The 23,592-nt window shown below is 32.9% G+C and carries 20 protein-coding genes and 1 riboswitch; of the genes, 5 read left to right on the top strand and 15 right to left on the bottom strand.

Going from position 1 to position 23,592, the window contains the following annotated elements; all coding sequences use genetic code 11:
- Position 1: 1 nt before the first annotated feature.
- From BT107_RS00395 to BT107_RS00380, 4 genes are all read right to left on the bottom strand, one after another.
- Positions 2-547, bottom strand: coding sequence for a YfiT family bacillithiol transferase (locus tag BT107_RS00395; RefSeq protein WP_072301787.1), 546 nt, complete (start codon positions 545-547; stop codon positions 2-4).
- 382 nt (positions 548-929) lie between these two features.
- Entirely contained in the window at positions 930-1,865 is a 936-nt protein-coding gene (locus tag BT107_RS00390) for a peptidylprolyl isomerase (RefSeq protein ID WP_072301786.1), read from the bottom strand.
- A gap of 78 nt (positions 1,866-1,943) precedes the next feature.
- Positions 1,944-3,338, bottom strand: coding sequence for a M28 family peptidase (locus BT107_RS00385; protein WP_072301785.1), 1,395 nt, complete (start codon positions 3,336-3,338; stop codon positions 1,944-1,946).
- Position 3,339: 1 nt separating this feature from the next.
- The gene (locus BT107_RS00380; protein WP_072301784.1) at positions 3,340-4,218 is read right to left on the bottom strand and encodes a PPK2 family polyphosphate kinase; all 879 of its coding nucleotides are present in this window, start codon (positions 4,216-4,218) and stop codon (positions 3,340-3,342) included.
- A gap of 177 nt (positions 4,219-4,395) precedes the next feature.
- On the opposite strand from BT107_RS00380, the gene BT107_RS00375 reads away from it, so the two are divergent.
- Complete coding sequence (locus BT107_RS00375; RefSeq protein WP_072301783.1) at positions 4,396-5,043, top strand: hypothetical protein; 648 nt, start codon at positions 4,396-4,398, stop codon at positions 5,041-5,043.
- Here BT107_RS00375 and BT107_RS00370 read toward each other — a convergent pair.
- Together BT107_RS00370 and BT107_RS00365 are read right to left on the bottom strand one after the other, a co-directional pair.
- Positions 5,040-5,567, bottom strand: coding sequence for an SRPBCC family protein (locus BT107_RS00370; protein ID WP_072302866.1), 528 nt, complete (start codon positions 5,565-5,567; stop codon positions 5,040-5,042). The genes BT107_RS00375 and BT107_RS00370 overlap by 4 nt on opposite strands.
- An 83-nt stretch (positions 5,568-5,650) precedes the next feature.
- A complete protein-coding gene (locus BT107_RS00365) occupies positions 5,651-6,307 on the bottom strand; it encodes a TrmH family RNA methyltransferase (protein WP_072301782.1) in 657 nt (218 codons plus the stop codon).
- Positions 6,308-6,363: 56 nt separating this feature from the next.
- On the opposite strand from BT107_RS00365, the gene BT107_RS00360 reads away from it, so the two are divergent.
- On the top strand, positions 6,364-7,056 hold the full coding sequence (locus tag BT107_RS00360) for an SIR2 family NAD-dependent protein deacylase (protein WP_072301781.1): 693 nt from the start codon (positions 6,364-6,366) through the stop codon (positions 7,054-7,056).
- Here the strand turns inward: BT107_RS00360 and BT107_RS00355 are convergent.
- Positions 7,019-7,492: a heme-binding domain-containing protein gene (locus tag BT107_RS00355; protein ID WP_072301780.1), complete on the bottom strand. Its 474-nt coding sequence runs from the start codon at positions 7,490-7,492 to the stop codon at positions 7,019-7,021. The two genes, BT107_RS00360 and BT107_RS00355, sit on opposite strands and share 38 nt — an antisense overlap.
- Positions 7,493-7,526: 34 nt before the next feature.
- Between BT107_RS00355 and BT107_RS00350 the strand changes: the two genes are divergently transcribed.
- Positions 7,527-8,090 carry an adenylosuccinate lyase gene (locus BT107_RS00350; protein ID WP_072302865.1) on the top strand — a complete coding sequence of 188 codons (564 nt, stop codon included), beginning with the start codon at positions 7,527-7,529 and terminating at the stop codon, positions 8,088-8,090.
- Positions 8,091-8,210: 120 nt separating this feature from the next.
- A complete protein-coding gene (gene purB, locus BT107_RS00345) occupies positions 8,211-9,554 on the top strand; it encodes an adenylosuccinate lyase (protein WP_072301779.1) in 1,344 nt (447 codons plus the stop codon).
- An 83-nt stretch (positions 9,555-9,637) separates the two neighbouring features.
- On the opposite strand, the gene BT107_RS00340 is transcribed toward purB, so the two are convergent.
- From BT107_RS00340 to BT107_RS00315, 6 genes are all read right to left on the bottom strand, one after another.
- Complete coding sequence (locus BT107_RS00340; protein WP_072301778.1) at positions 9,638-15,307, bottom strand: endonuclease; 5,670 nt, start codon at positions 15,305-15,307, stop codon at positions 9,638-9,640.
- A 185-nt stretch (positions 15,308-15,492) separates the two neighbouring features.
- Positions 15,493-16,302, bottom strand: a complete 810-nt coding sequence (locus BT107_RS00335; protein WP_072301777.1) for a mechanosensitive ion channel family protein — start codon at positions 16,300-16,302, stop codon at positions 15,493-15,495.
- 149 nt (positions 16,303-16,451) lie between these two features.
- Entirely contained in the window at positions 16,452-16,994 is a 543-nt protein-coding gene (locus BT107_RS00330) for a DUF4252 domain-containing protein (protein ID WP_072301776.1), read from the bottom strand.
- Positions 16,995-17,062: 68 nt separating this feature from the next.
- The gene (locus BT107_RS00325) at positions 17,063-17,593 is read right to left on the bottom strand and encodes a DUF4252 domain-containing protein (protein ID WP_072302864.1); all 531 of its coding nucleotides are present in this window, start codon (positions 17,591-17,593) and stop codon (positions 17,063-17,065) included.
- A gap of 10 nt (positions 17,594-17,603) precedes the next feature.
- Complete coding sequence (locus BT107_RS00320; protein WP_072301775.1) at positions 17,604-18,023, bottom strand: hypothetical protein; 420 nt, start codon at positions 18,021-18,023, stop codon at positions 17,604-17,606.
- Positions 18,010-18,519, bottom strand: coding sequence for an RNA polymerase sigma factor (locus BT107_RS00315; protein ID WP_072301774.1), 510 nt, complete (start codon positions 18,517-18,519; stop codon positions 18,010-18,012). Before BT107_RS00315 ends, BT107_RS00320 begins: the two co-directional genes overlap by 14 nt.
- A gap of 230 nt (positions 18,520-18,749) precedes the next feature.
- Here BT107_RS00315 and BT107_RS00310 point away from each other — a divergent pair, with 230 nt between their 5' ends.
- Complete coding sequence (locus BT107_RS00310; protein ID WP_072301773.1) at positions 18,750-20,303, top strand: S41 family peptidase; 1,554 nt, start codon at positions 18,750-18,752, stop codon at positions 20,301-20,303.
- A gap of 81 nt (positions 20,304-20,384) precedes the next feature.
- Here the strand turns inward: BT107_RS00310 and BT107_RS00305 are convergent, their stop codons facing one another.
- Complete coding sequence (locus BT107_RS00305) at positions 20,385-21,446, bottom strand: YncE family protein (protein ID WP_084639052.1); 1,062 nt, start codon at positions 21,444-21,446, stop codon at positions 20,385-20,387.
- Between the two features lie 4 nt (positions 21,447-21,450).
- The gene (locus BT107_RS00300; protein ID WP_072301772.1) at positions 21,451-23,283 is read right to left on the bottom strand and encodes a TonB-dependent receptor plug domain-containing protein; all 1,833 of its coding nucleotides are present in this window, start codon (positions 23,281-23,283) and stop codon (positions 21,451-21,453) included.
- Positions 23,284-23,319: 36 nt separating this feature from the next.
- Positions 23,320-23,525: riboswitch (cobalamin riboswitch) on the bottom strand.
- Between the last annotated feature and the right edge of the window lie 67 nt (positions 23,526-23,592).

The raw sequence follows: 23,592 nt of genomic DNA, 5'->3' as shown, positions 1-23,592 counted from the left end.
TTTACAACCAACCTTCTCTTTTACAAAGGTTTTCTATATGCGCATAATGGTGATTGCTATGCCAAGCATACCTGCCAATATTTTCTGCAACACTAACCGTTGAGCTATCTGCCGGATGTATAAATTCTAGTTGTAATTGTTCTACCGATAATGCATTTAATAAATACACCATTTTTGCATGTAAAGCGGTAATGTAATTTAGAGATAATACTATTGGAGCTGTAGTTGCATCTATTAACATTGCCCAATCTTTTTCTTCATATGCTTTTATAACTGGCTTATCTTCTGTTAAAGACCATTTAAACCGCGTATAACTATGGTGGTGACTATCTGCTATATGATGAATAAGTTGCCTCACAGACCACCCTTCTGGTCTGTACGGTGTATTTAATTGTGTATCATTTAAATTAACAACCAAATCTTGTAACTTTTTAGGAAAATTTTCTAAAACCAAAATCCAATTATGTAGTTGCTCTTTAGAAATTTCTTTAGGACAAGAAAAATGACCAATAGGATATTTAAGCGTATCTAACGTATTACTTTTCATACTTATAACTGTCTATTTTAGCACTTATATTAGTCATTATCAGCCATAAAAGTACGTAAAATTATAATTTAATTAACTTTTAACGCAACCCTTTTAACATTATTGAATCTAGTAGAAGTAACACGTATAATTAGTTTTTCTAGTTATATGCAGAAATAACGGTAGGGTTTTTGTTAACATAGTTGTTATACATCTATAAAGCCTAAAGAAATAAATTAACCTGTAAAGATATGATCACTTTTTTCCTTATTTTATCTGTATTAATTGTTATAAATATTGTTCTTTTAACTGTAAGTGTAAACGGTAGTTTTTTATCTAAACGAAAAAACCTCCCTTTAGAAAAGAGAGGTCTTAAAAATTATGCTTAGTATTTTAACAGTGCTTATTTAACACCCATTAATTCTACATCAAATATTAAAGATGCATTTGGAGGTATAACTCCACCTGCTCCAGCACTACCATATGCTAAGTTAGAAGGAATAACAAAACGAGCCTTGTCTCCTACTTCTAATAAAGCAATACCTTCATCCCAACCTGGAATTACTTGTCCTACTCCTAATTGAAAATCTATTGGTTCGTTTCTTTTGTAAGATGAATCAAAAACTTGACCACTTGTTAAAGAACCCTCATAGTGTACAGAAACTGTTTTACCGCTTTCTGCTTTAACACCACTAGTACCTTTTTGAATAACCTTGTAACGTAAACCAGATGCAGTTTCTTCAAAACCAGCAGCTAATTTTTCCATTTCAGCGGCAGCAGCAGCTTTCTCTTCTGCTAATCTTTTTTCTCTAGATCCTTCAAAAGTTCTAAATGCTTCAACTGCATTCCACTTTTCAGCTTCTTCACCAACTCTAACTATTTCTAAACTCTCTAGAGTATCATCTTGTGCAATAGTATCTACAACATCTTGACCACTTTCTACGTTTCCAAAAACTGTGTGCTTATTATCTAACCAAGGTGTAGCTATGTGTGTTATAAAAAACTGACTTCCGTTTGTTCCAGGACCAGCATTAGCCATAGATAATACTCCAGGACCAGAATGCGTTAAATCTGGGTGAAACTCATCATCAAATTTATAACCAGCATCTCCTGTACCTGTTCCTAATGGACAACCACCTTGGATCATAAAATCTGGAATAACTCTATGAAATTTTAATCCGTTATAATATGGTGTTCCTTGTGGCTTTACAGAGTTTTCTAAATTTCCTTCAGCTAAAGCAACAAAGTTACCAACTGTACCTGGTGTTTTATCGTGAGTTAATTTTACTAAAATTTCTCCTTTAGTAGTATTGAATTTTGCGTAAATTCCGTCTTGCATATCGCTTTATTTTTTTTGAACCGCAAAGATAGTCATTGTTTTCTGTTGAAAAAAGTTTAGCAGTTTAAGAATTTGTTATTATCCTTTTATCTTTTTTGATGTTACAATACCGTATTTATCAAACAAATACACCAAGCTTGTCATAGTTGCGGCTCCTAATTCTAGTTCTCTTTTATTTACGTGCTCAAAAGTATCGTTAGCCGCATGATGATGATCAAAATAACGCTGAGAATCTGGACGTAAGCCTGCTAAAACCATATTGTCTTTTTTAAGCGGACCAACATCTGCTCCACTACCTCCTTTTTCAAACAAATGAATTAAGTAAGGTTTAAACAAATTTCTCCAGCTATCTACTTGTTCAAAATTATCATCAGAACAATCAAAAGAAAAACCTCTAGGAGAAAAACCACCAGCATCACTCTCTAAAGCAAATATGTGATTTTCGTTTTTACTGTTGGCAACCTCAGCATATTTATTACCACCACGTAAACCATTTTCTTCATTCATAAACAAAACAGCTCTTATGGTTCTCTTTGGCTTGTAGCCAGATGCTTTTATTAAACGTAATACATCCATACTTTGTACAACCCCAGCGCCATCATCATGAGAACCATCTCCTAAATCCCAAGAATCTAAATGTCCGCCTACCACAATAATTTCATTAGGGTGTGTACTTCCTTTTATTTCCCCTATAACATTGTAAGACTGAACATCTGCTAATTGTTTGCAATTTTGCTTAAAAAAGAATTTTGTATCCGAGTTTAATTTTAACAAGGTAGATAATAACTCGGCTCCGTTGGTGCTAATTGCAGCTGCAGGTATTCTGTCTTTTACAGGAGTGTCTCCATAACTCATAGAACCCGTATGTGGATAATCGTCTAAACGTAAATTAACAGAACGTACTATTACACCAACAGCTCCATACTTACCAGCTTCTGCTGCACCAGAATAACGCTGATCTACGCATCCACCGTAAGCTGTAAATGTTACAATATCTTTAGGGTTCATAGGTCTATTAAAAAATACTATTTTACCCGCAATTTTATCTTTACCTAAAGCTTCTAATTCCTCTATAGCTTTTACTTCTATTACATTTGCCTTTAAACCTAAACCAGATGTAGCCACAGAACCCCCTAATGCACAAATTGGCACACTAGTAGAAGTACCATCTGCAGACAAAATATTTGCATACTCTGCCATACCACGCACCCATTTTGGCACCATTACGGGCTGAAGATACACACGATCTAATCCTAATTTCTCTAATTCTTTTTTAGTGTAACTTACCGCTTGTTCTGCTTCTATAGATCCAGACAAACGTCCGCCTATTCTATTAGACAAATGATCTAACCAACCATAAGACATACCATCTGTTAATGATGCATCGTAAATGGCTCTAAGTTGTTTTTCGTCTTCGGTTTGCGAGAAAACGGTAGCGCATATAAAAAGGAATACTAAGGTTAATTTTTTCATTCTATTCTGATTCTAGTTGAGTTTTATATAGTTCTAAATTTGCCTTTATTTTATCATTTAACTCAGGCTCTTTAATGTCTTTATATTTTTTTAATTCTTGTAATAATATTGATGCAACAATTACTCGTGCTCCTTTTTTATTATCTGCTGGTACTACATACCAAGGTGCGTGTGTTTTAGAAGTTCTATTTATTGTATCTTCATAATACTCTTGGTAAGAATCCCAAAGTTTACGCTCTTTTAAGTCACCTGGAGAAAATTTCCAGTTCTTTTCTTTTAGGTCTAGTCTACGCAATAACCTTTGGCGTTGTTCTTCTTTAGATAGATGCAAGTAAAACTTATATATTAAAGTTCCGTTTTCTGCGATATGTTTTTCAAAATTATTTATTTGCTCAAATCTTTTATCCCAGAAAGCATCATCTATATCTGCTACACTATGCACGCCCGGTATATGCTCGCCCATAATATATTCTGGATGCACACGTGTTACCAAAACATTCTCGTAATGGGTTCTATTAAAAACACCAAACTTACCTTTAGCAGGTAGAGCAATATAGTGTCTCCACAAATAATCGTGTTTACGTTCTAGTTCTGTTGGCACTTTAAAACTATGCACCACTACACCACGAGCATTAAAATCTTTAAAAATTTCACGAATAAGACTATCCTTTCCAGAAGTATCCATTCCTTGTAAACAAATTAAAACACTGTATTTACCGTGCGCATACAATGTGTCTTGAAAATCTCCTAACTCTTCTCTAATTTCCTCTAATTCTTTTTTTAATTTTTTATCAGATTCTCCAAAAGTTTCTTCCGTTGGTTTGTTAGAAAGTTTTAATTTTTCTGTTGCCTTATAATTTTTAATATCTACGTTCCGCACTTGTGTAAGGTTTAGTTTTTTTAAGAGACTGAATATACTATATTTTATTGATGAATCCTTGTAAAATAACACATCATTAGGATTTTTCGCCCCTTTAACGATAATAAAAGGTTATCATTTTATTACGCATTATATTGCAATTAAATCTGTACTTAAGGGTGCCCCAAAACCTTAAAAATGATACATAAAACAAAAATATTATACCTACTTGCTACAGTACTTCTGTTGTGTTCTTTTGTTGTAAATACTACCTGTGATTTAGTTAAATCTAATTTAGGTGTAGTATTAAAGCAAACAAATAAAGCTGTTATAGCAAAGGACATAAATACAATTAAATACCACACATACAAAGCCATTAAAATAGTACATAAACTAGAGAAGCAATTAGAAGATTGTAATTGTGACGATGCTACCCAAGATGTTAACCAAGGATTAAACCTATTAAAAGAAGTTACAAAAACAAATTCTTTTGAAACAGCTAAATCATTAATTAAAGAGGCAGAGGATTGTATTAATTCTAGCATAGTTGCTATCTCCAATTTTAGCAGAAAAAACAAAAATACTTCTGAGTATTCTAATAACGAATTATACGCTGCTGTAGATAGCATATTAATTCCGTTTGAAAAGTCTATGAAAAAAATGGTTGTAGATACAGAAAACTGTAAAGAAGCATACAAACTAGCTAAAGAGATTTATCAGAAAAACGAGTTAAAACTTATGGATACATCTTTAAGTGAATCTAAAAAATACTATCATTTAAGATCAAAAGAGATAGCAAAACAAACTATAGCTAAATTAGAAGATTGCGCTACTAGAGCTAATTAATTACGCTCTAATTCTTTTTTTAAGGCTTGTAAACCTTCATCAAAATCTTTACCTACTACTTTATCCATATTCATAAAAAGCATCATTATACTCATCGGAAAAACATTTTTACCAGAGAATCCCCAGGTAATTTTAGTTTTGTTTTCTCCAGTATCATACACTTTAAAATAACAATTAGAGGTAGACCTAAATGGTTTAAAAAAACGCAACTCACCTTCTATACGTTCGCTTTCTAGAATATTGGTAATCTCTTGTTCTCCCTCCCCTACTTCTTTATTACCGTTCCAATAACTAACAAAACCTACAGTACCATCTATACCTATGTACTTACGAGCCATATTTGGGTCTTTTTTAGCCCAAGGAGACCATATTTCTTGGTTCTTAACCAATAACACATAATTAAAAACCTCTTTTTTAGGTTTAGAAATATCTATAGATCTAAATACGTTGTAGCTTTTGGGTGCAACTAGTGCTAAAATTGCAACTAATACCAATAGCCCTACTACTATGTAAATTGCTATCATCATTTGTTTTTTGGTTTTGATTGGTTCTTCAATGTACAAAAAAAAAGGATAACAAATTGTAAGTATTACTACTACTTAACTGTCTAGTTTTCTTTATAATAACGCTCTAAAATTTCATCTATACTCTTTATAGAATTTTTAGTCCATTCTAGTCTAGTTTCTAATTTTTCTTCTTCTGTAAGTTGCCAATTTGTAGATGTTCTTTTTAGTTTGGCAGTTAAATTTTGTAATAATATTGCTGCTGATACAGATATATTTAAGCTCTCACTAAAACCTACCATTGGTATTTTTACAAATCCATCTGCTTTGTCTAGTACTTCTTGACTTAAGCCACTTCTTTCTGTCCCAAAGAATAAGGCTATTTTACCATCAATTACAAAATCGTCTAACAAATAAGAATCTGTATGCGGAGATGTTGCTATAATTTTATAACCGTCCTTACGCAAGGTATCTATACAATCTGTTGTTGTATTATATCTTGGGGTACTTACCCATTGCTGCGCACCCATTGCTATATTTTTATCTAAACGTTCACTGTATTTACTTTCTATTAAATGCGCTGTTTGCACGCCAAAAGCATCACAACTTCTAACAACAGCACTCGTATTATGCATTTGAAAAACGTCTTCTACCGCTACTGTTATTTGGTTGGTTCTATCTTCTAAAATATCTAGAAAACGTTGTTTGCGTTCGTCACTTATTATGTTTTCTAAATACGTTAATAGTTTAGTGTCTGTCATAAAGACCAATATAAAAAGAAAAGTTTAATTTTATAAAAAACTGAATATAATTACGAATGAAAAATATAGTATTATTAACTGGAGCCGGAATTAGTGCAGAAAGCGGAATTAAAACATTTAGAGATGCAGATGGCTTATGGGAAGGTCACGATGTTATGCAAGTGGCATCTCCGCAAGGGTTTGCTGCAAATCCAGAGCTTGTTTTAGATTTTTACAACCAAAGAAGAAAACAGTTACTAACTGTTACGCCTAATAAAGCCCATTTAGCTATTACAGAATTACAAAAGCATTTTAATGTAACTGTAATTACCCAAAACGTAGATGACTTACATGAACGTGCTGGCAACAAAAATGTATTGCATTTACACGGCGAACTTTTAAAAGCACGTTGCACTAAAAAAGAGTCTGATGTTATTGACTGTACAAAAGACTTAAATTTAGGAGATCTATCTAAAAACGGAAAGCAATTAAGACCCCATATTGTTTGGTTTGGAGAAGAAGTACCCTTACTAGAAAAAGCTGCAGAGATAACGCAAACAGCAGATATATTAATAATTATTGGCACCTCTATGCAAGTGTACCCAGCCGCTAGTTTAGTACATTATGTAAATAATGGCACACCTATTTACTTTATAGATCCTAAACCAAGTATTAATCAATCAGATTTTAATAACCTTACAATTATAAGTAAAACTGCTGTAAACGGACTGCCTACTCTTGTTTCATCTTTAATTGATACAACGCTCTAGTATCTTTTACCCAACTAATAACTGCTTCTTTTTGCACTGTAGTTAAATTTGCTTCACTATGTGTCCAAGTATATTCGTCTAAAGGCATTTCTCCACTCTCTATAGTTTCTATTACCTCTTCTAACTTATGGTCTTTTTTCTTTAGAGAGTACTTCTCCCAGTCAGAAAAATTTAAATGTTTTTTACCATCCTTAACGTGGTCTGCCAACCAATAAGATACTGGCGCTATATTATTATACCAAGGATACGCTGTAGTGTTACTATGGCAATCATAACAACTAGCCGCTAATATTTTCTGTACTTCTTTAGGCGGGTTCGTTTCTGTTAAAAACGCCGTTTTTAAATCGGTCTCTGCTTTATTCTGTTCTGGTCTATAGAATTGCATTGCAATTAAAATAACCAATAGCGCTACTAGTATTATTTTTAGTATTTTCATCCTCTTAAATTTATACTTGCAAAGTACAATTTTTGTGACTAAATCAGAATTATATTCGTGGCTAGAAAACAGTGTTAATCACTCTAGAGAAAAAAGACAACAAATCTCTAGTGTTATTTTAGAACACCCTCATTTGGTTTTAGACTTATTAGATATAGCATATACTGTTAACGATCCTATTTCCTGCAAAGCAGCTTGGGTATTAGAGTTTGCTTTTAAAGAAGATAATACTATCATTTTTCCTGTACTAAATAAATTCTTTAAAGGATTAAAATCTTTAAAACTAGAATCTAGTATTAGACCTTGCGCTAAAATATGTGAAATTTTGATGATTAAATATTTTTCAAAAAAGGAGAATAACATTAAAGAACAGCTAAATGAAAATCATTTAGAACAAATTACAACTACTTGTTTTGATTGGCTTATTGGCGACCACAAAGTGGCAACACAAGCATATTCTATGACAAGCCTTTTACTCTTAGGACAAAAATACAGTTGGATATATCCAGACTTACGTAGCATTTTAGAGAAAAATTACCCTTACGGCACTGCTGCATATAAGGCAAGAGCACGATTAACATTAGCAAAAATCAAATAAAATATTTTTTAGTTTGATGTTGTTTCGTCCTAAAAACAAGCACAGAAAACAGCTTATAGATAGACAAATAACTCAACTTTTGACTATATTTGCAGCTTTTAAAAATCAATTCAAAAACAGATGTCTTTAAACCAATTAAATGCTATTTCTCCTATAGACGGAAGATACAGAAACAAAGTAGATGCTCTAGGTCCTTTTTTTTCTGAGGAAGCATTAATAAAATACAGAGTTAGAGTAGAAATTGAATATTTTATTGCATTATGCGAAATTCCGCTACCACAATTAGAGTCTTTTGATACTTCTTTATTTGAAAACTTACGTTCTATATACAAGAACTTTTCTACTGAAGATGCACAAGCCATTAAAGAAATAGAGAAAGTTACAAATCACGATGTAAAAGCTGTTGAATACTTTATTAAAAAAGAATTTGACAAACTTGGTTTAGAGAAATTTAAAGAATTTATACACTTTGGTTTAACATCACAAGACATTAACAATACCGCTATTCCGCTTTCTATTAAAGAAGCAATGAACGAGGTTTATGTACCAATGTTTTTTGATGTAGTAGAAAAACTAGAAACCTTAGTTGTAGAATGGGCAGAAGTATCTATGCTTGCTAGAACTCACGGACAACCAGCTTCTCCTACTCGTTTAGGAAAAGAAATAGAGGTTTTTGTAGTTCGATTAAAAGAACAATTTAATTTATTAAACGATATACCAAGTGCAGCTAAATTTGGTGGTGCAACTGGCAACTTTAATGCACACAAAGTTGCTTATCCATCTATAGACTGGAGAGCATTTGGACAACAATTTGTACAAGAAAAATTAGACTTACAACATTCTTTCCCTACTACACAAATAGAGCATTATGACCATATGGCCGCTTTGTTTGATACGCTTAAGCGTATTAATACTATAATTATAGATTTAGATAGAGATTTCTGGACATATGTGTCTATGGATTACTTTAAGCAAAAAATTAAAGCTGGTGAAGTTGGTTCTTCTGCTATGCCACATAAAGTAAACCCTATAGATTTTGAAAACTCTGAAGGAAATTTAGGTATCGCAAATGCTATTTTTGAGCACTTATCTGCAAAATTACCTATTTCTAGACTACAGAGAGATTTAACAGACAGTACAGTACTTAGAAATGCTGGTGTACCTTTTGCGCATACTATAATTGCTTTTGGATCTACCTTAAAAGGTTTAAACAAGTTATTACTTAATAAAGAAAAGTTTGAGCAAGATTTAGAAAACAATTGGGCTGTTGTTGCAGAGGCTATACAAACTATATTACGTCGTGAAGCATACCCTAACCCGTATGAAGCCTTAAAAGGTTTAACTAGAACTAACGAGAAAATTAACCAGAAGTCTATTGCTAATTTTATAGATACACTAGAAGTTTCTGATGCTATTAAAACTGAATTAAAAGCAATTACACCAAGTAACTATACTGGTATTTAATTGGCTATTTTATAAAAGCTATTACAAAGTAAAAGCCCATCAATATTTAAATTGATGGGCTTTTTTATTTTAATGCTAATTGTTTATCGTTTTAACAACAACCTTGCCTTTTGTACTTTACCATTTACTATCACTTTTAAAAAGTATTTACCACGTCTTAAATAACTTAAATTGTAGGTTAAATTAGACTCACCAGCTGTAAGCTGCTCCTGTGTACTAAACACCTTTCTACCGTAAAAATTATAAATTACAAAATCTACATTTGTATCTATATTACTATCTAACTGAATATTTAAATAGTTCCTAAACGGATTTGGATATAGTCTTAGATTCGTAATTTCTACATTATTAGAAGTATCACAAGCACCTAATGTTGCACCATAATACTTTACAAAAACGGCAGCTGCCCATTTAGACATACAGTACGATTTTCCTCTGTAACAAACCTCAACTCCTGGTCTGTAAACATTACCACACCTTACATCCTCTACCTCAACAGTAACATCTGCTGTTGTAGAACAACCATTAGCATCTGTTACAGTAACTGTATATATTGTTGTAGCTTCTGGACACGCTTTTATATCTTGTGTAGTTTCTCCGTTACTCCACTCATAACTATAAGGAGCAACACCACCTTCTATTGCTATTACACTTAGTGTTGTACAAGAATCAAATCCCAAATAAACCTTTGTATCATCAGAAACAGAAATGTTTATTGACTCTGGAGCGGTTATTGTAAATTCTTCTGTAACCTCATTACCAGAAGCATCTGTAACAATTACACTATGAACACCAGCCTCTAAATTAGCTGCAGTTTGGGTTACATCTCCATTACTCCATTCATAAGAATATGGTGTTGCACCACCTTCTACAACTACTGTAGCTGTACCATCTGTAGCCGTACCACAAGTAACATCTGTGGTAGTAATACTTACCAACTCTAATCCTTTTAACTGAAAACGTGCAGATACCGGAAAGTGGTCTGATACCGTATTTGGGTAATCACTATCATAAAACTCATAATGTACACGTACAGATTCTGCTATATAATTGTCATTTAATTCGTTTGTTATGGTAATATGATCTATCATATTTTCTCTAAAAACATACGATCTAAAATCTTGATTACTTAATGCTTTAGACACTATATTATAATTAACCTCATCTGTTACATAAGCATTAAAACTAGATGTTGTTGTAGTTGTAATATCTGCAACTGTTGTATCTACATCATCATTATAATCACCCAACAAAATAAGTTTTTTGTCGGCATATTGCACATCTAAAGTATCCTTAAGCACCTCAACATCATACTTACGCATATCATACCTACCTTGTGCATCTGTACCGCTATTTGCTCTAGCGTGCAAAGCAACCACATTTATTTGCTCTGTAGTACCATTAATAGTAACATCTGCCGTCATTAAAAATGGCAAACGCCCACTTGCATAAAAACGATCTGTTGCACTAGGATAATTAACCAAGGCAGAGTCGTCTCCTCCGTTATACATTGGGTGAATTGTTTGCAACAACACCTTAGTATTTACCACACTTACAGTTGCGGTATTGTAGATAAATCCTAATTTTTGACTAACTCCAGGGTCATTAGGGTAAGATACCGCTGGTGAAAGTACATAATCATACCCAGGAAGCTCACTTACCATTTGAGCAAATAAAGTCTCATCTGCAATTTCTTCTACAGCATATATATCTGCATTTAGTTTTGCAATTATAGCTTTTGTACTGTCTTTTTGTATTGCATCAGACATTGGGTTGCCTGCTGCTGGTGAATTTTCTTCATCAACAAACCACTCAATATTCCAGGCAACAACATCTAATGTTTTGTCTTTCCCTATTTGTACAGGAATTGTTGGTGGCACATATTCTCCTGCACAAGGCATATCTTCTGCAGATCTTGGTAGCAATTGGTATGTTTCATAAAAACGACCAACTACACCTGTGATTTCTGTACAAATAGTAGGCTGACCTAAACCAACTATGACTTTTACATCATTATCTATTCTTAATGATCCGTTACCAGATGCATCTGTTATAGTGTAATTAGAATTCCCAAAAAGAATATCTCCTGGTTTAGGAAAAGTAGGATTAATAACTCTTACTAATTCTGCTGGGTGATTAGCCAACTCAGCCAAAGTAATAGTTACTGGCTCTATTGCTTTTTTAGGTATACCATTATTTTCTACATTGGTTACTGTAGCTATCTGTAATTGATCATTAAAAGCAGATCTTGTACCTGTTACAGTAATAGAGTCACCCACAATAAAAACACCATCTCCGTGTACCAACTCATCAAAAATAGCAATTGCTCCTGTTGTATCTTGTATGTAAGCAGAACCAGCAAAAGCATCTGCAACGGTTAGTACTCCTGTTACAGTAACCACTTCTCCGTCGACTACATTTCTTGCCTCTGCAATACTAATAGTTGCTGGTGGTGGTATAACAGCTCCGTTTTCTGTTCCTGGAGAAGGAATAGCTTGTGTATACGTTGCTGTATTTCTTGCTCCTCCTTGTCCGTTTGGAAAACGTTGTGATGAATGTCCGTCTTTATTACCTAATTCATCTTCGTTAATTTGTGCCTCTCCTACATTTAATAGAGTTAATAGTTCTGTAGCATCACTATCATTAGTATCATACACTAAAGCATCTATTAAACCATTTATAGTTACAGCCACATTACTAAAATCTGATGCATTACCTGCATATAAAGCCACTGCATCTGCACCATTTTGTAACCCGTTACTTGGTATTACCAAAGATACGTTTGGCACATCTACATTACCTATTACAAAGTACCCTTCTGCATTGGTTGCGTATCCATCTAAATCATACGCAGCATAACTTTGATTGTTAGATCCGTTATAGTGTACTAAAACAAAACCATCTAAAGCCGTGTTTCCTTTACCGCCATCAAACAACTCTACAAATTCTTGAGTGTCTGTACCTGCTGTATCTGCATCTACTTCATTAATTACCAAAGTAATTGGCTCTGTAGCATTTGTGTTAGATGCACCTGGTGTTGGCAAAGCCTGTACATAATTAGCAGTGCTTAACGCTGCGCCAGAACCATTGGTATAACGCTGTAAAGAATGTGCATCTTTATCTCCTGCTCCACCTTCGTTCATTTGTGCTTCTCCTGCATTTAACAATACCAATAACTCAGTATCATCACTATCATTAGTATCATACACTAAAGCATCTAAAAGATTTGTTGTGCTTATTGCAGAATTATTTGGAAAATCTGTAGCATCACCCATATATAAAGCAACAGCATCTGCTCCGTTTTGTAATCCGTTACTTGGTATTACAATATTTACGTTTGGTACATCTACATTTCCTATTACAAAATACCCTTCTGCATTGGTTGCGTATCCATCTAAATCATAAGCCGCATAACTTTGGTTGTTAGAGCCATTATAAAAAACTAGCACTTTACCATCTAAAGCTGTATTTCCTGCTCCTCCATCAAACAGCTCTACAAACTCTTGTGTATCTGTACCTGCTGTATCTGCATCTAACTCGTTTATTAAGATTGATGCTTCTATTGGTGGCACAACTACAACTTGTCCGTTTGCAGCACCTGGCGTTGGTGTTTCTTGTGCAAATGTAGATGTATTTTGGGCTCCTCCTGCACCGTTTAATATACGTTGAGAAGAATGATTATCCTTATCTCCTGCTCCGCCTTCATTAACCTGAGCTTCACCAGCATTTAGTAACACTAATAATTCTGCATCATCACCATCATTAGTGTCATATACAACAGCATCAATAATATTGTCTGTTGAGATTTCAGAACCGTTAGGAAAATCTGAAGCATCACCAGTATAAATAACAACAGCATCTGCACCATTTTGTAAGCCGTTACTTGGTATTACTAAATTTACATTTGGCACATCTACATTTCCTATTACAAAATACCCTTCTGCATTAGTTGTATATCCGTCTAAATCATAAGCAGCGTAGCTTTGATTATTTGATCCATTGTAAAGAACCATTACTAAACCATCTAATGGTGTATTTCCGGTTCCGCCATCAAACAACTCTACAAACTCTTGTGTATCTGTACCAGGTGTATCTGCATCTATTTCATTTATTAAGATTGATGGAGAGGTTACTGGTGCAGAAGAAGTTCCTTCTAAACGTACATCATCAAAACCAGCATAATCACTACCACCATTTTGTTTTACAAATAATTGTAAACTTACTGATGCAACTGTATTAGGAACAGAAGCCGTAATTTGCTCCCAGCCAGAAGTACTGTAAGGGCTGCCAACTGTTATAACTTGTACTCCTTGTGAAGTACCATCGTGAAAAATTTCATAACTAATTGTATCGCCATTGGTTACATCATAACCAACAACATTAACAGCAAAAGATAAGCTAACATCTGTGTAAGTAGAAACATCTACAGTATCAAAAGTTAATGTACCACCATCTGCTGTACCACAATTACCTTCTAAATCTCTAACACCAAAGAAATTTACAGCTGTATTTGCTGTACTTATAGATCCTATGCTTGTAACTACATCCCAAACATCGCTACCACCATCATTACAATTGTTTGGTGATGCTGTAAAGTTCCAGTTATCTGTAGTTGTACTCTCATACCCTTGAAAAACAATATAATCTCCTGTTGGTGGTGTAACTACCGTACCCTCTGAAGTTGTAACAGAAGCTGTATTACTATTTACAGATGTATTACTTGCAGCGTCTATTGCTTTTATAGTAAAAGTATAAGTTGTGTTAGCTGTTAAGTTTGTTACTAAGTATGATGTTCCACTAACCACACCAACTAAAGTAGTACCATTAAAAATTTGATACGCTGTAACACCCACATTATCTGTAGCTGCATCCCAACTTAAAAGTGTCTCTGTTTCTGTTGTGTTTGCTGCAACCAAATTTAAAGGTGCAGTAGGAGCTTCTGTATCTGAACTTGTGTTGTTAAACCTGTTTTCTGCTTGTGGTCCTCCCCAAATAGCAGTTGCAAAAGCAGGATTATCTATAAAAGGATTTCTGTTTCCTTGAATACCCTCTAACAATACATTTCTATTAATTTCTACTTGAGAAACTGGATCTTGTGCATTCCATTGTAAAAAAATATCTGGAACATCTGCACTATACGTAGTTGCCCCTGTACCAACTGCTGTAGGCAAACATTGGTTGCCATAACGTACGTACATATAAATTACCATTCTAGCAACATCTCCTTTCCACTCATCTCCAGGATACCAAACATTACCACTCATTAAACCTGCATTACCACTACCATCACCAAAAGGGTGGTTATTACGTAACGAGTTAAACTGTACGTCTGAAGATCTTAAATGGTGTGCATCTGATCCCGGACCAGATGTTCCTAAGTTTGGATTTCCTAATGATTTTGGAAAAACATGTTCTCTGTTCCAATCGCCAAGACCGCCACCATTGTTATTTTTACTTCTGGTACGATCTGTAGTTGTGTTACCATCTGTATCATTATAACCATAAACTAACAATACATTATTAGAGTTTGCCGGATCTAAATCTGTTTGTTTTAAAGCGTCCCAAACGCCTGGTGTATAACTTAGTACAGTGGTTTGTGTAGTTGTTACTAAGTTTGTTAAATTGTTTTTTAAGTTACTCCCTGTTTGGGTAACATCTGTTCCGTTGTAGTATGCTGGTGCTTGACAATAGCCTATGGCCGTCAAAAGCAGCATTCCAATGGAAATGAATACTTTAAGGTAATTTTTCATCATTTTTTATATAGGTTTGTTGGCCATAAAACTACATTTAAAAGATATTAAAATTACTTGTCTAATATTAACTTATTATTAACGATTATTATTAATTGTTGATAACATTATGTACTGTTTTTGTTTGTTTAAAATTGAACAAAAAAAAGACCGCATATAGCGGTCTTTATATTAAGAAACAGATTGTCTTATTTATTAATTTGAACTTCGTGTGGGTAAGGAATTTCAATTTTAGCCTTGTCTAATGCTAATTTAGAACCTTCTATTGTTGCAAAATATACATCCCAATAATCTTCTGGTTTACAAAACGGACGTACTGCTAAATTTACAGAACTGTCTGCTAACTCCTCTACGTTTACAGATGGTGCAGGATCTTTTAATACCTTAGGATTAGCTACAAGCATTTCTAAAAGCACTTCTTTAGCTTTCTTCATATCTTCTCCGTAACCAATACCAACTGTGGTATCTACTCTCATTTTCCCTTCTGCAGTGTAATTAATAATATTACCATTAGCCATTGCACCATTTGGTACTATTGCTAATTTGTTTTGTGGTGTAATTAATTTAGTTGTAAAAATTTCAATTTCTTTTACAGATCCTAAAATTCCTTGAGCTTCAACTAAATCCCCAATTTTGTATGGCTTAAAAATCATAATTAAAACGCCTCCTGCAAAATTCCCTAAAGAACCTTGTAGCGCTAAACCAATTGCCAAACCTGCCGCCGCTATTACTGCTGCTAAACTTGTAGTTTCTACTCCTAGTGTAGAAATAACGGTAATGATTAAAAAGATTTTTAATCCCCAACCAATAAGGTTTAATAAAAATTTCTGTAATGACTCATCATAGTTGCCTTTGGCCATTACTTTTCTAGCTACACCTACTAGTTTACTAATAAGCCACGAACCAATTAGATAAATAATTATAGCCATAATAATTTTTGGGCCATAATCCATTACTTTCTCGATTGCTAAATTCATCCATTTTTCTGGATTCTCCATAATTGTTAATGTTTAAATAGTTAATGTGCCTACAAGATATAAAATGTATTTAAACCTATTAACATATGTTCACTATTTTATTTTTAGTCACAAAAAAACCCTGCTTTAACTATGTTAAAAACAGGGTTTTAAAAATATGTAATTACTTTTTATTTATTTAACAGATTACCTAAATCCTTTAAAGCACCTTCATCTATATCAGATTTCTCCATAGCACTAATAAACTTTCCTAAATAAGCGGGGTTCATATTATCACCAACCACACGTATTAAAGCAAAACCTTTATCGTCTTTATAACCATAAACAATTACCTCATCTATAGCATCTTCTGTACCTGTAAACTTAACTACACCTTTTGCCATTTTAGAGTTAATTTTCATTAACTGAGTGTACTTTTTATCACCCAAAATAGCATTTACTTTTGTTTTTTCTACTTTATAAGAAGCTACATTATCTGTAGTTTTATTAAATGCTAAAACATTCACTTTTTTTATTGACTCTACTGCTTTTTTCTCTTCAGGAGATAAATTTGCCGTTGCTATATTTAAGATACTCGTAGGAATATCAAAAGATAAAAAATTCTCGTTTTCGTTACTATCTACGTAATACTCCTGTAAGCTTTGATTAGAAGAACAAGAGCCTAATGTAACTAACAAAATTAATGCTGCTACGTATTTTATACCGTTTTTCATATTGATGTGTATTAATTGTGAAAACTATCAAGGTTAGATTTTTTAACCTTGATAGTTTATGAATATTATTATTTAATTTGATTTAACTCTTTAGGCAAACCCATTTTACTAGTTAACGAACCTATTTTATTTAAGTCTATATCTCCAGTAATAGATACTAACACTGTTTCTACCTTACGACCATCTACTTTTGCATTTTGTATATCACTAACAAACATTAAAAGTTCGCTCACGTGGTCTTCATCTTTACCGCTTTTTATATAAAACTTAATATTGGCGTCTTTATCTTTTACACGCATAAGTTCATCTAAAGAAGCTGTTTTTAAGTAAGACTTCATTGTGGTTAACATATCTGTTCCTACTTTACTGTCTTCTGTAATAAAAACCTTTAGGCTACTTATACTCTTAGCTATATCTATATAATCTTTAGTTTCTTTATCGTCTACATCTACGTCTATTTTAGTTAATAGATTAAACATACTTTTATTTACTATAACAGATGATACGTTATCTAAATCCTCGAACTTGTCAAAAATTGATTGCGAAAATCCTGTAAATGGTAATGCAGTTAATACTGCTATGATTAATAATTTTTTCATAATTTTAATTTTAGTTTGTTTTGTAAATCTTGTTTTTTGCTTCTTCAAATTTATTAAGGTAAACCAGTTTTTCGGTTCCTTTATTTAGGTTTTGAGCTATAAGACCAAATGCTTTTTTTGTTTGGTGTAAAACATACTCTGCCTCTTTTTGCTCTCGGTAATCATTACCGTAATAAATACCAAATACTAAAACTGCTACTGCTGCAACGGATAACCATTTATAATTTCTTTTTCTAGGTTTTAATGGCACCTGCTTGGTAAATGTTTCTTCTTTAGCTACAGAAAAGTACGTAAACATTGCTGTGTACTCTTTTAAATGCGGAGCAACATCACCCTTTAAAAAATAGGCTTTTAATGTTTCTTCTTCCGCAACCGTAGTGGTAGCGTCCAAATACTTTTCTATTAATTTTTCTATATTATGCAATTCCATAATTATGCTTTTCAATTAATTTTTCTCTCACTGTTTTTCTTGCTCTAGACAATGCCACTCTAACTGCTGCAGGTGTCATCTCTAGTAATTTACCAATCTCTTCAAAACTATACTGCTCTACATCTCGCAATTGCAATGCCATTTTTTGTTGTTCTGGTAAACTCTCCATTATTTTTTCTACCCAATTAACACTGTCTTGTGCTTCTACTTGGCGTTGTAAAGACGCACTCCCGTCTGTGTAATTACTATGTACTAACTTTAAATTACTTGCTTGTTTAGATTTTAACCGGTCTAAACAAAAGTTCTTTGTCATTGTCATAGCAAAAGCTTCTACACTTGCATACTGTTTCATTCGGTCGTTTTTAGACCATAATTTTAGCAGTATCTCTTGGGTGGCATCTTCTGCTTCCTCTGTAGAAACAAGCAATCTCTTAGCTAACCTAAATAGCTTGTCTTTAAAAGGCATTACTACATTTAGAAATTCTGTTTGCTTCATTTTTAGTTTGGTTGTTACTACAAACACTATTACTAATGTCTATATAAGGAAGACGATGGATAACAGTTTTTGTTACAAAAAAATTTTTTTTTATAAAAGATGTCAGTAATTTACAGCATTATAAACCGACACACTATATACAACGTATATATACTACACCTTATATATGTGTAAAATTATGGAACAATAGTTGCGACTAGCTTTGTTCTTATACTAAATAAATAACTATTATGAAAAAAACAGTATTTCTATTATCTGGGCTAATTCTCTTCTTATCGGCTTGTGATAAAAATGATGATGACGGAGGAGAAGTAAAAACAGGTGAAGTAGAATTAAATAACGAAGTAAACGAGTTTATCTGGAAAGGATTAAACCACTGGTATTTTTGGCAAGAAGATGTGCCAAATTTAGCAGATACTAAAGATGACGACCAAGATGCTTTTTATACATATTTAAATAGCATTAAAACAACTGGTGATGCAAACACTACAGAGGAAGCTTTATTTAACTCTTTAATATACAAACCAGACGTAGTAGATGATTTCTCTTGGTTTATTGATGATGTTGCTGAGCAATTGGCAAGTTTTAATGGTATTAGCACTACCTATGGTATAACTAGAGGTCCTTTAGTACAAGTATCAGGAACCAACGACGTTGTTATGGTAATAGGTTCTGTTGCTGCGGGATCTCCTGCCGAAACTGCAGGGCTAAAAAGAGGTGATCTGGTATCTAAAGTAGATGGTGAAATAATGACTGTTAGTAATTACACAATTATAAACAAACTCTACACCCAAGAAAGTGTAACATTAGGTTTAGCTACCGTTTCTGAAGATAATGTACTAACACAGACTGAAGAAAAATCAATTACGGCTCAAGAATTATCTATAAACCCTGTACTACATACAAGCGTTATAGAAGAAGGCGGACGTAAAATTGGCTACCTTGTTTACGAAGGTTTCCGTGGCACGTACAACGGAGAATTAAACGATGCTTTTGGAGAATTAAAAGCAGCTGGAGTTAATGAACTTATTTTAGATTTTAGATACAATGGTGGTGGTTCTGTATTAACATCTGCTTTATTAGCAAGTATGATATATGGTGAAGCTAACCCTTACATTCAAGGCTCTTCAAATGGAGATGTATTTGCTGAATTAAGGTATAATTCAAAAAGAAGTGCTGAAAATAACTCTGTATACCCGTTCTTCCAAGATGTTTTTTTATATGATAAAAACACTGGAAATCAATCAGGAGCTACTGCTATGAATAGATTAACAGGCATAACTAGACTTTATGTTATAGGTACAGAAAGAACTGCTTCTGCAAGTGAAATGATCATAAACGGATTAAGGCCATATATACCTGTTAAGGTTATTGGCGAAAAAACAAAGGGTAAAAATGAAGGCTCTATTACTGTTGTAGATGCTCCTAAAGGAAGTAGAGATGAACCTTATACAGATACTGATAACAGAAGTACAAAACACACTGTAGGTATGCAGCCAATTGTTTTCCAAATTTATAATGCTAATAATGAAAGTGACTATACAAATGGTTTTGTACCTGATATAGAGGTTATAGAATACCAATATTATAAAAACATTAAACCTTACGGAGATACTACAGATCCTTTATTGCGTGCTGCTTTAGATGATATGCTTGGTACTGCTGGTAAGTTCGACTTACAGAAAGATACAGACGCAGCTAAAGTTACAAAAGGTGTTACATACCCTAAGTTTAGTTCAGAGATGTATATTATGCCAAATGATATTAAGCCTACTAGTAAATAGTTTAGGTTTTATCAACTCGGTATTAAAAACAAAAAGGCTCACTAAATAGTGAGCCTTTTTTTATGTGTAATTGTGATGTTCTTAATTAAAATAAACTCCTCCTGGTATAAGGCCTACATCAAATGTTTGTTCTAACTCTTTAGTTTCTAAATCATATATAGATACAGACCCATTACTTGCATAATCTTTAGCATCTGTTACATACATTTTATCGTCGTGTATAGTCATATTATAATAACTAATATTTTCTATGTATGCTGAAGTAGGTAGCTCTGTGTCTTCAATATCCATTTTGTATATGCTACCACCAAGACCATAATAAAATTCATCATCATCTAAACCTAGAGAACCTGGATGTTCTGTAACACCAAATGTATAGTTAACGATATCACTATAATCTCTTGTATTAATTTTAGATAAAACACCTCCTGTTTCTTCTACACCTGGGATATAATTAGGTTTTCCAGAGGCTAACACCCATAAATAACCATCTTCTATTTGCATAGAGTTAGGTACATCACCAACTTCTATAGTACTAGATAGTTCATTTGTAATAGTATTAATTACAGAAACCTTATTATTAGTACCGTAAGCACCAGAATGTGCTACATATAAAACATTATTTTCGCCCAATAATTTTTCTGGTCCTAAAACCACAGGAATAGTGCCCTCTATAGCAAAACTACTTAAGTTAATAATTGCAATGTAATCATCATTTTCATCTGCAGTATCTCCCCAGTTACTTACATAACCTTTTCCGTTAGATACAGCAAAATAACGAGGGTTATTAAGTCCTGTTGTAATTTCCCCTAATTTTTCAAACGTATTTCTGTTTACAATTGAAATTTTATTAGAAACATTTGCTATAATATATGCTTCATCATCATTAAAACCTATAGATTGTACTATTGTACCTAAATCTTCATTGTTAACTTTCTTATATACCTCTGACTCCATAGTAGAATAATCATCAGAAATATAGTTGATAGTTCCTGTTCCTCCAGAGAAAGCTCCTTCGTTAGATATTAAAATTCCATTATCGTATTCTCCTTTTGGCAAGTCTACTGAGTTATCATCACTCTCACAAGAAATAATTAAAAACCCTAAAGCCAGTAGAGATGCTATTTTACCATTCATTTTCATAATATTAAAATTTAGTTGTTAGTTGAACCATTAAGTTTCTATTTGGCATAGGTCTAAATGCCGTGTTCTGATATTCTTTATTAAATAAGTTATTAATTCTTAAACCTAAAGATGTTGTGTTTTTAGAGGTTTTTACAACCTCATAATTCATTCCTAGATTTGCCACAGTATAACCTGGTAACTCGCGACTACTATCTGTTGTTGTATATACCAACCCGTTTCTTAATAATTGCATATAAGCTTCTATTTTTTTGTAACTAAAAGCTAGGTTAGATGTTACTTTATGTAATGGCACATACATTAATTGTTTGTCGTTACTATCGTCTATAGACTTTGTATATGCGTAATTAGTTAACCATACTAATTTACTTTTTCCTATTTGTTTTGTTACAGCTACTTCTGCTTCTGCTCCATATTGTGTAACATCTTTTACATTTACAGGTATCCACCCTTCACCAGAGATAGGTCTCCATTGTATCATTTCAGACAACTTGGTATAATAACCTAATACGTTAAACTGAATATTTTTAAATTTAAAATAATTACCAATCTCTACTTGTTTAGATGTTTCTGGCACTAAGTCTTTATTACCTGCTCCTACCCAATACATATCGTTAAAAGTGGGTATTCTATAATTTTTAGATGCACTAAGTGTTATATTATAAATGTTAGAAAAACTATAATCACCATTAAAAACAAACAGAAATGGACTAGAGAAATCTTCTGTATAATCTTTTCTAACATTAAATGTATATTTAAACTTACTAGATAGTTTGTGCTGCATTAAGATTGATAATGATGTAATGCTTCTGTTAGACTCCTCTATATTTCTCCCAATAACATCTGTATAATTATGATCTACAATACCGTTTAGTATTACGTTTGAAAAAGTGTATTTATAATCATAATTAAACAAATAAGAATTTGCATAACCAAAGGCATATTCAGGTCTATCTTTATTTGCATAATATCTATATCTTTCATATAAATGAGCAAGTTTTAAGCGACTAATTTTTTTATCATTAAAATTACTCCACTCTAACATTGTTCTAACATTTGTATTCTTATAATTCTCGTTAGACTTTACTAATAAAGTCCCTGAAAAATCTCTAGAACCCAAATACGTGTTGTGGTATAGTTTTAAAATATTATTGTCTGAAATTAAATACCCTAAACTAAGGTCAACGTTTCCGTTTTCATAAGCTCCATTTTCATTTTTCTGATCTGTTCCTAAATATTTATAATCATTATTAGATGAATTATAATTTACACCAAGGTCTAGTGAAAACTTTTTAGAGCCTAAAGAAAGTTTATAGTTTGTACTTTGAGTATTAAAACTACCATAACCAATACGCACCTCGTTATCTAAATGCTCTTTAAAATTAAAAGTACTATTTAGGTGAATACTACCTCCTATGGCTCCACTACCGTATTGTACACTTCCTCCTCCACTTTTTATGGTTACGTTATTGTAGTTAGATGTAACAACAGTATTAAAATCTGTTTGCCCGTTTAATTGAGAGTTAATGTTTATACCATTCCAAATTACAGCAGTTTGCTGCGCATTTGTTCCTCTAAAAGAAGGTGAAGATACCATACCATAGCCATTTTCTTTAAAATATATTGTGCTATTGTAACGTAACAAATCTGTAAAAGATTGACTCTTGCTTAAAACCGAATCTTTTAAAACTTGCTTTTTATTACCTACAGAAAACTGAGATAACTTTGCATCTGTTAAAACAACTTCATCTAAAACTACTACACTATCTCTTTGAGCATAAGAAAATAGGACTGTGAAAAAACACAGTGAAAAAAATAAAAATTTATTGTGCACCATAATTATTTAAATATCCTTTACCCGAGGATTTTATTAAATTGTTAATATAATATGGCAGGTCTCCTGACTTGCGTCTTTTTGCCTTCCTTCCCGCCATAAATTAGACAGTGGATTGTAGTTACAAAAAGCATTTACCCTAGGTAAACTAAGCTTACAGTTGCGGGAACAGTTTTGGTTTTGCACCAAATTCCCTTTTAATCTTACTACACTATGTAGTTAGAACCAAAATTCGGCGCAAAAGTAATCCTTTTTACTCAATTTTTTTATTCAAATTTAAATTACACTACTTTTGGACTCTAATCCAGAGTC

Source organism: Cellulophaga fucicola, from assembly GCF_900119145.1.
GTDB classification, from domain to species: domain Bacteria; phylum Bacteroidota; class Bacteroidia; order Flavobacteriales; family Flavobacteriaceae; genus Cellulophaga; species Cellulophaga fucicola.
This window is presented reverse-complemented; position numbering and strand designations above follow the sequence as displayed.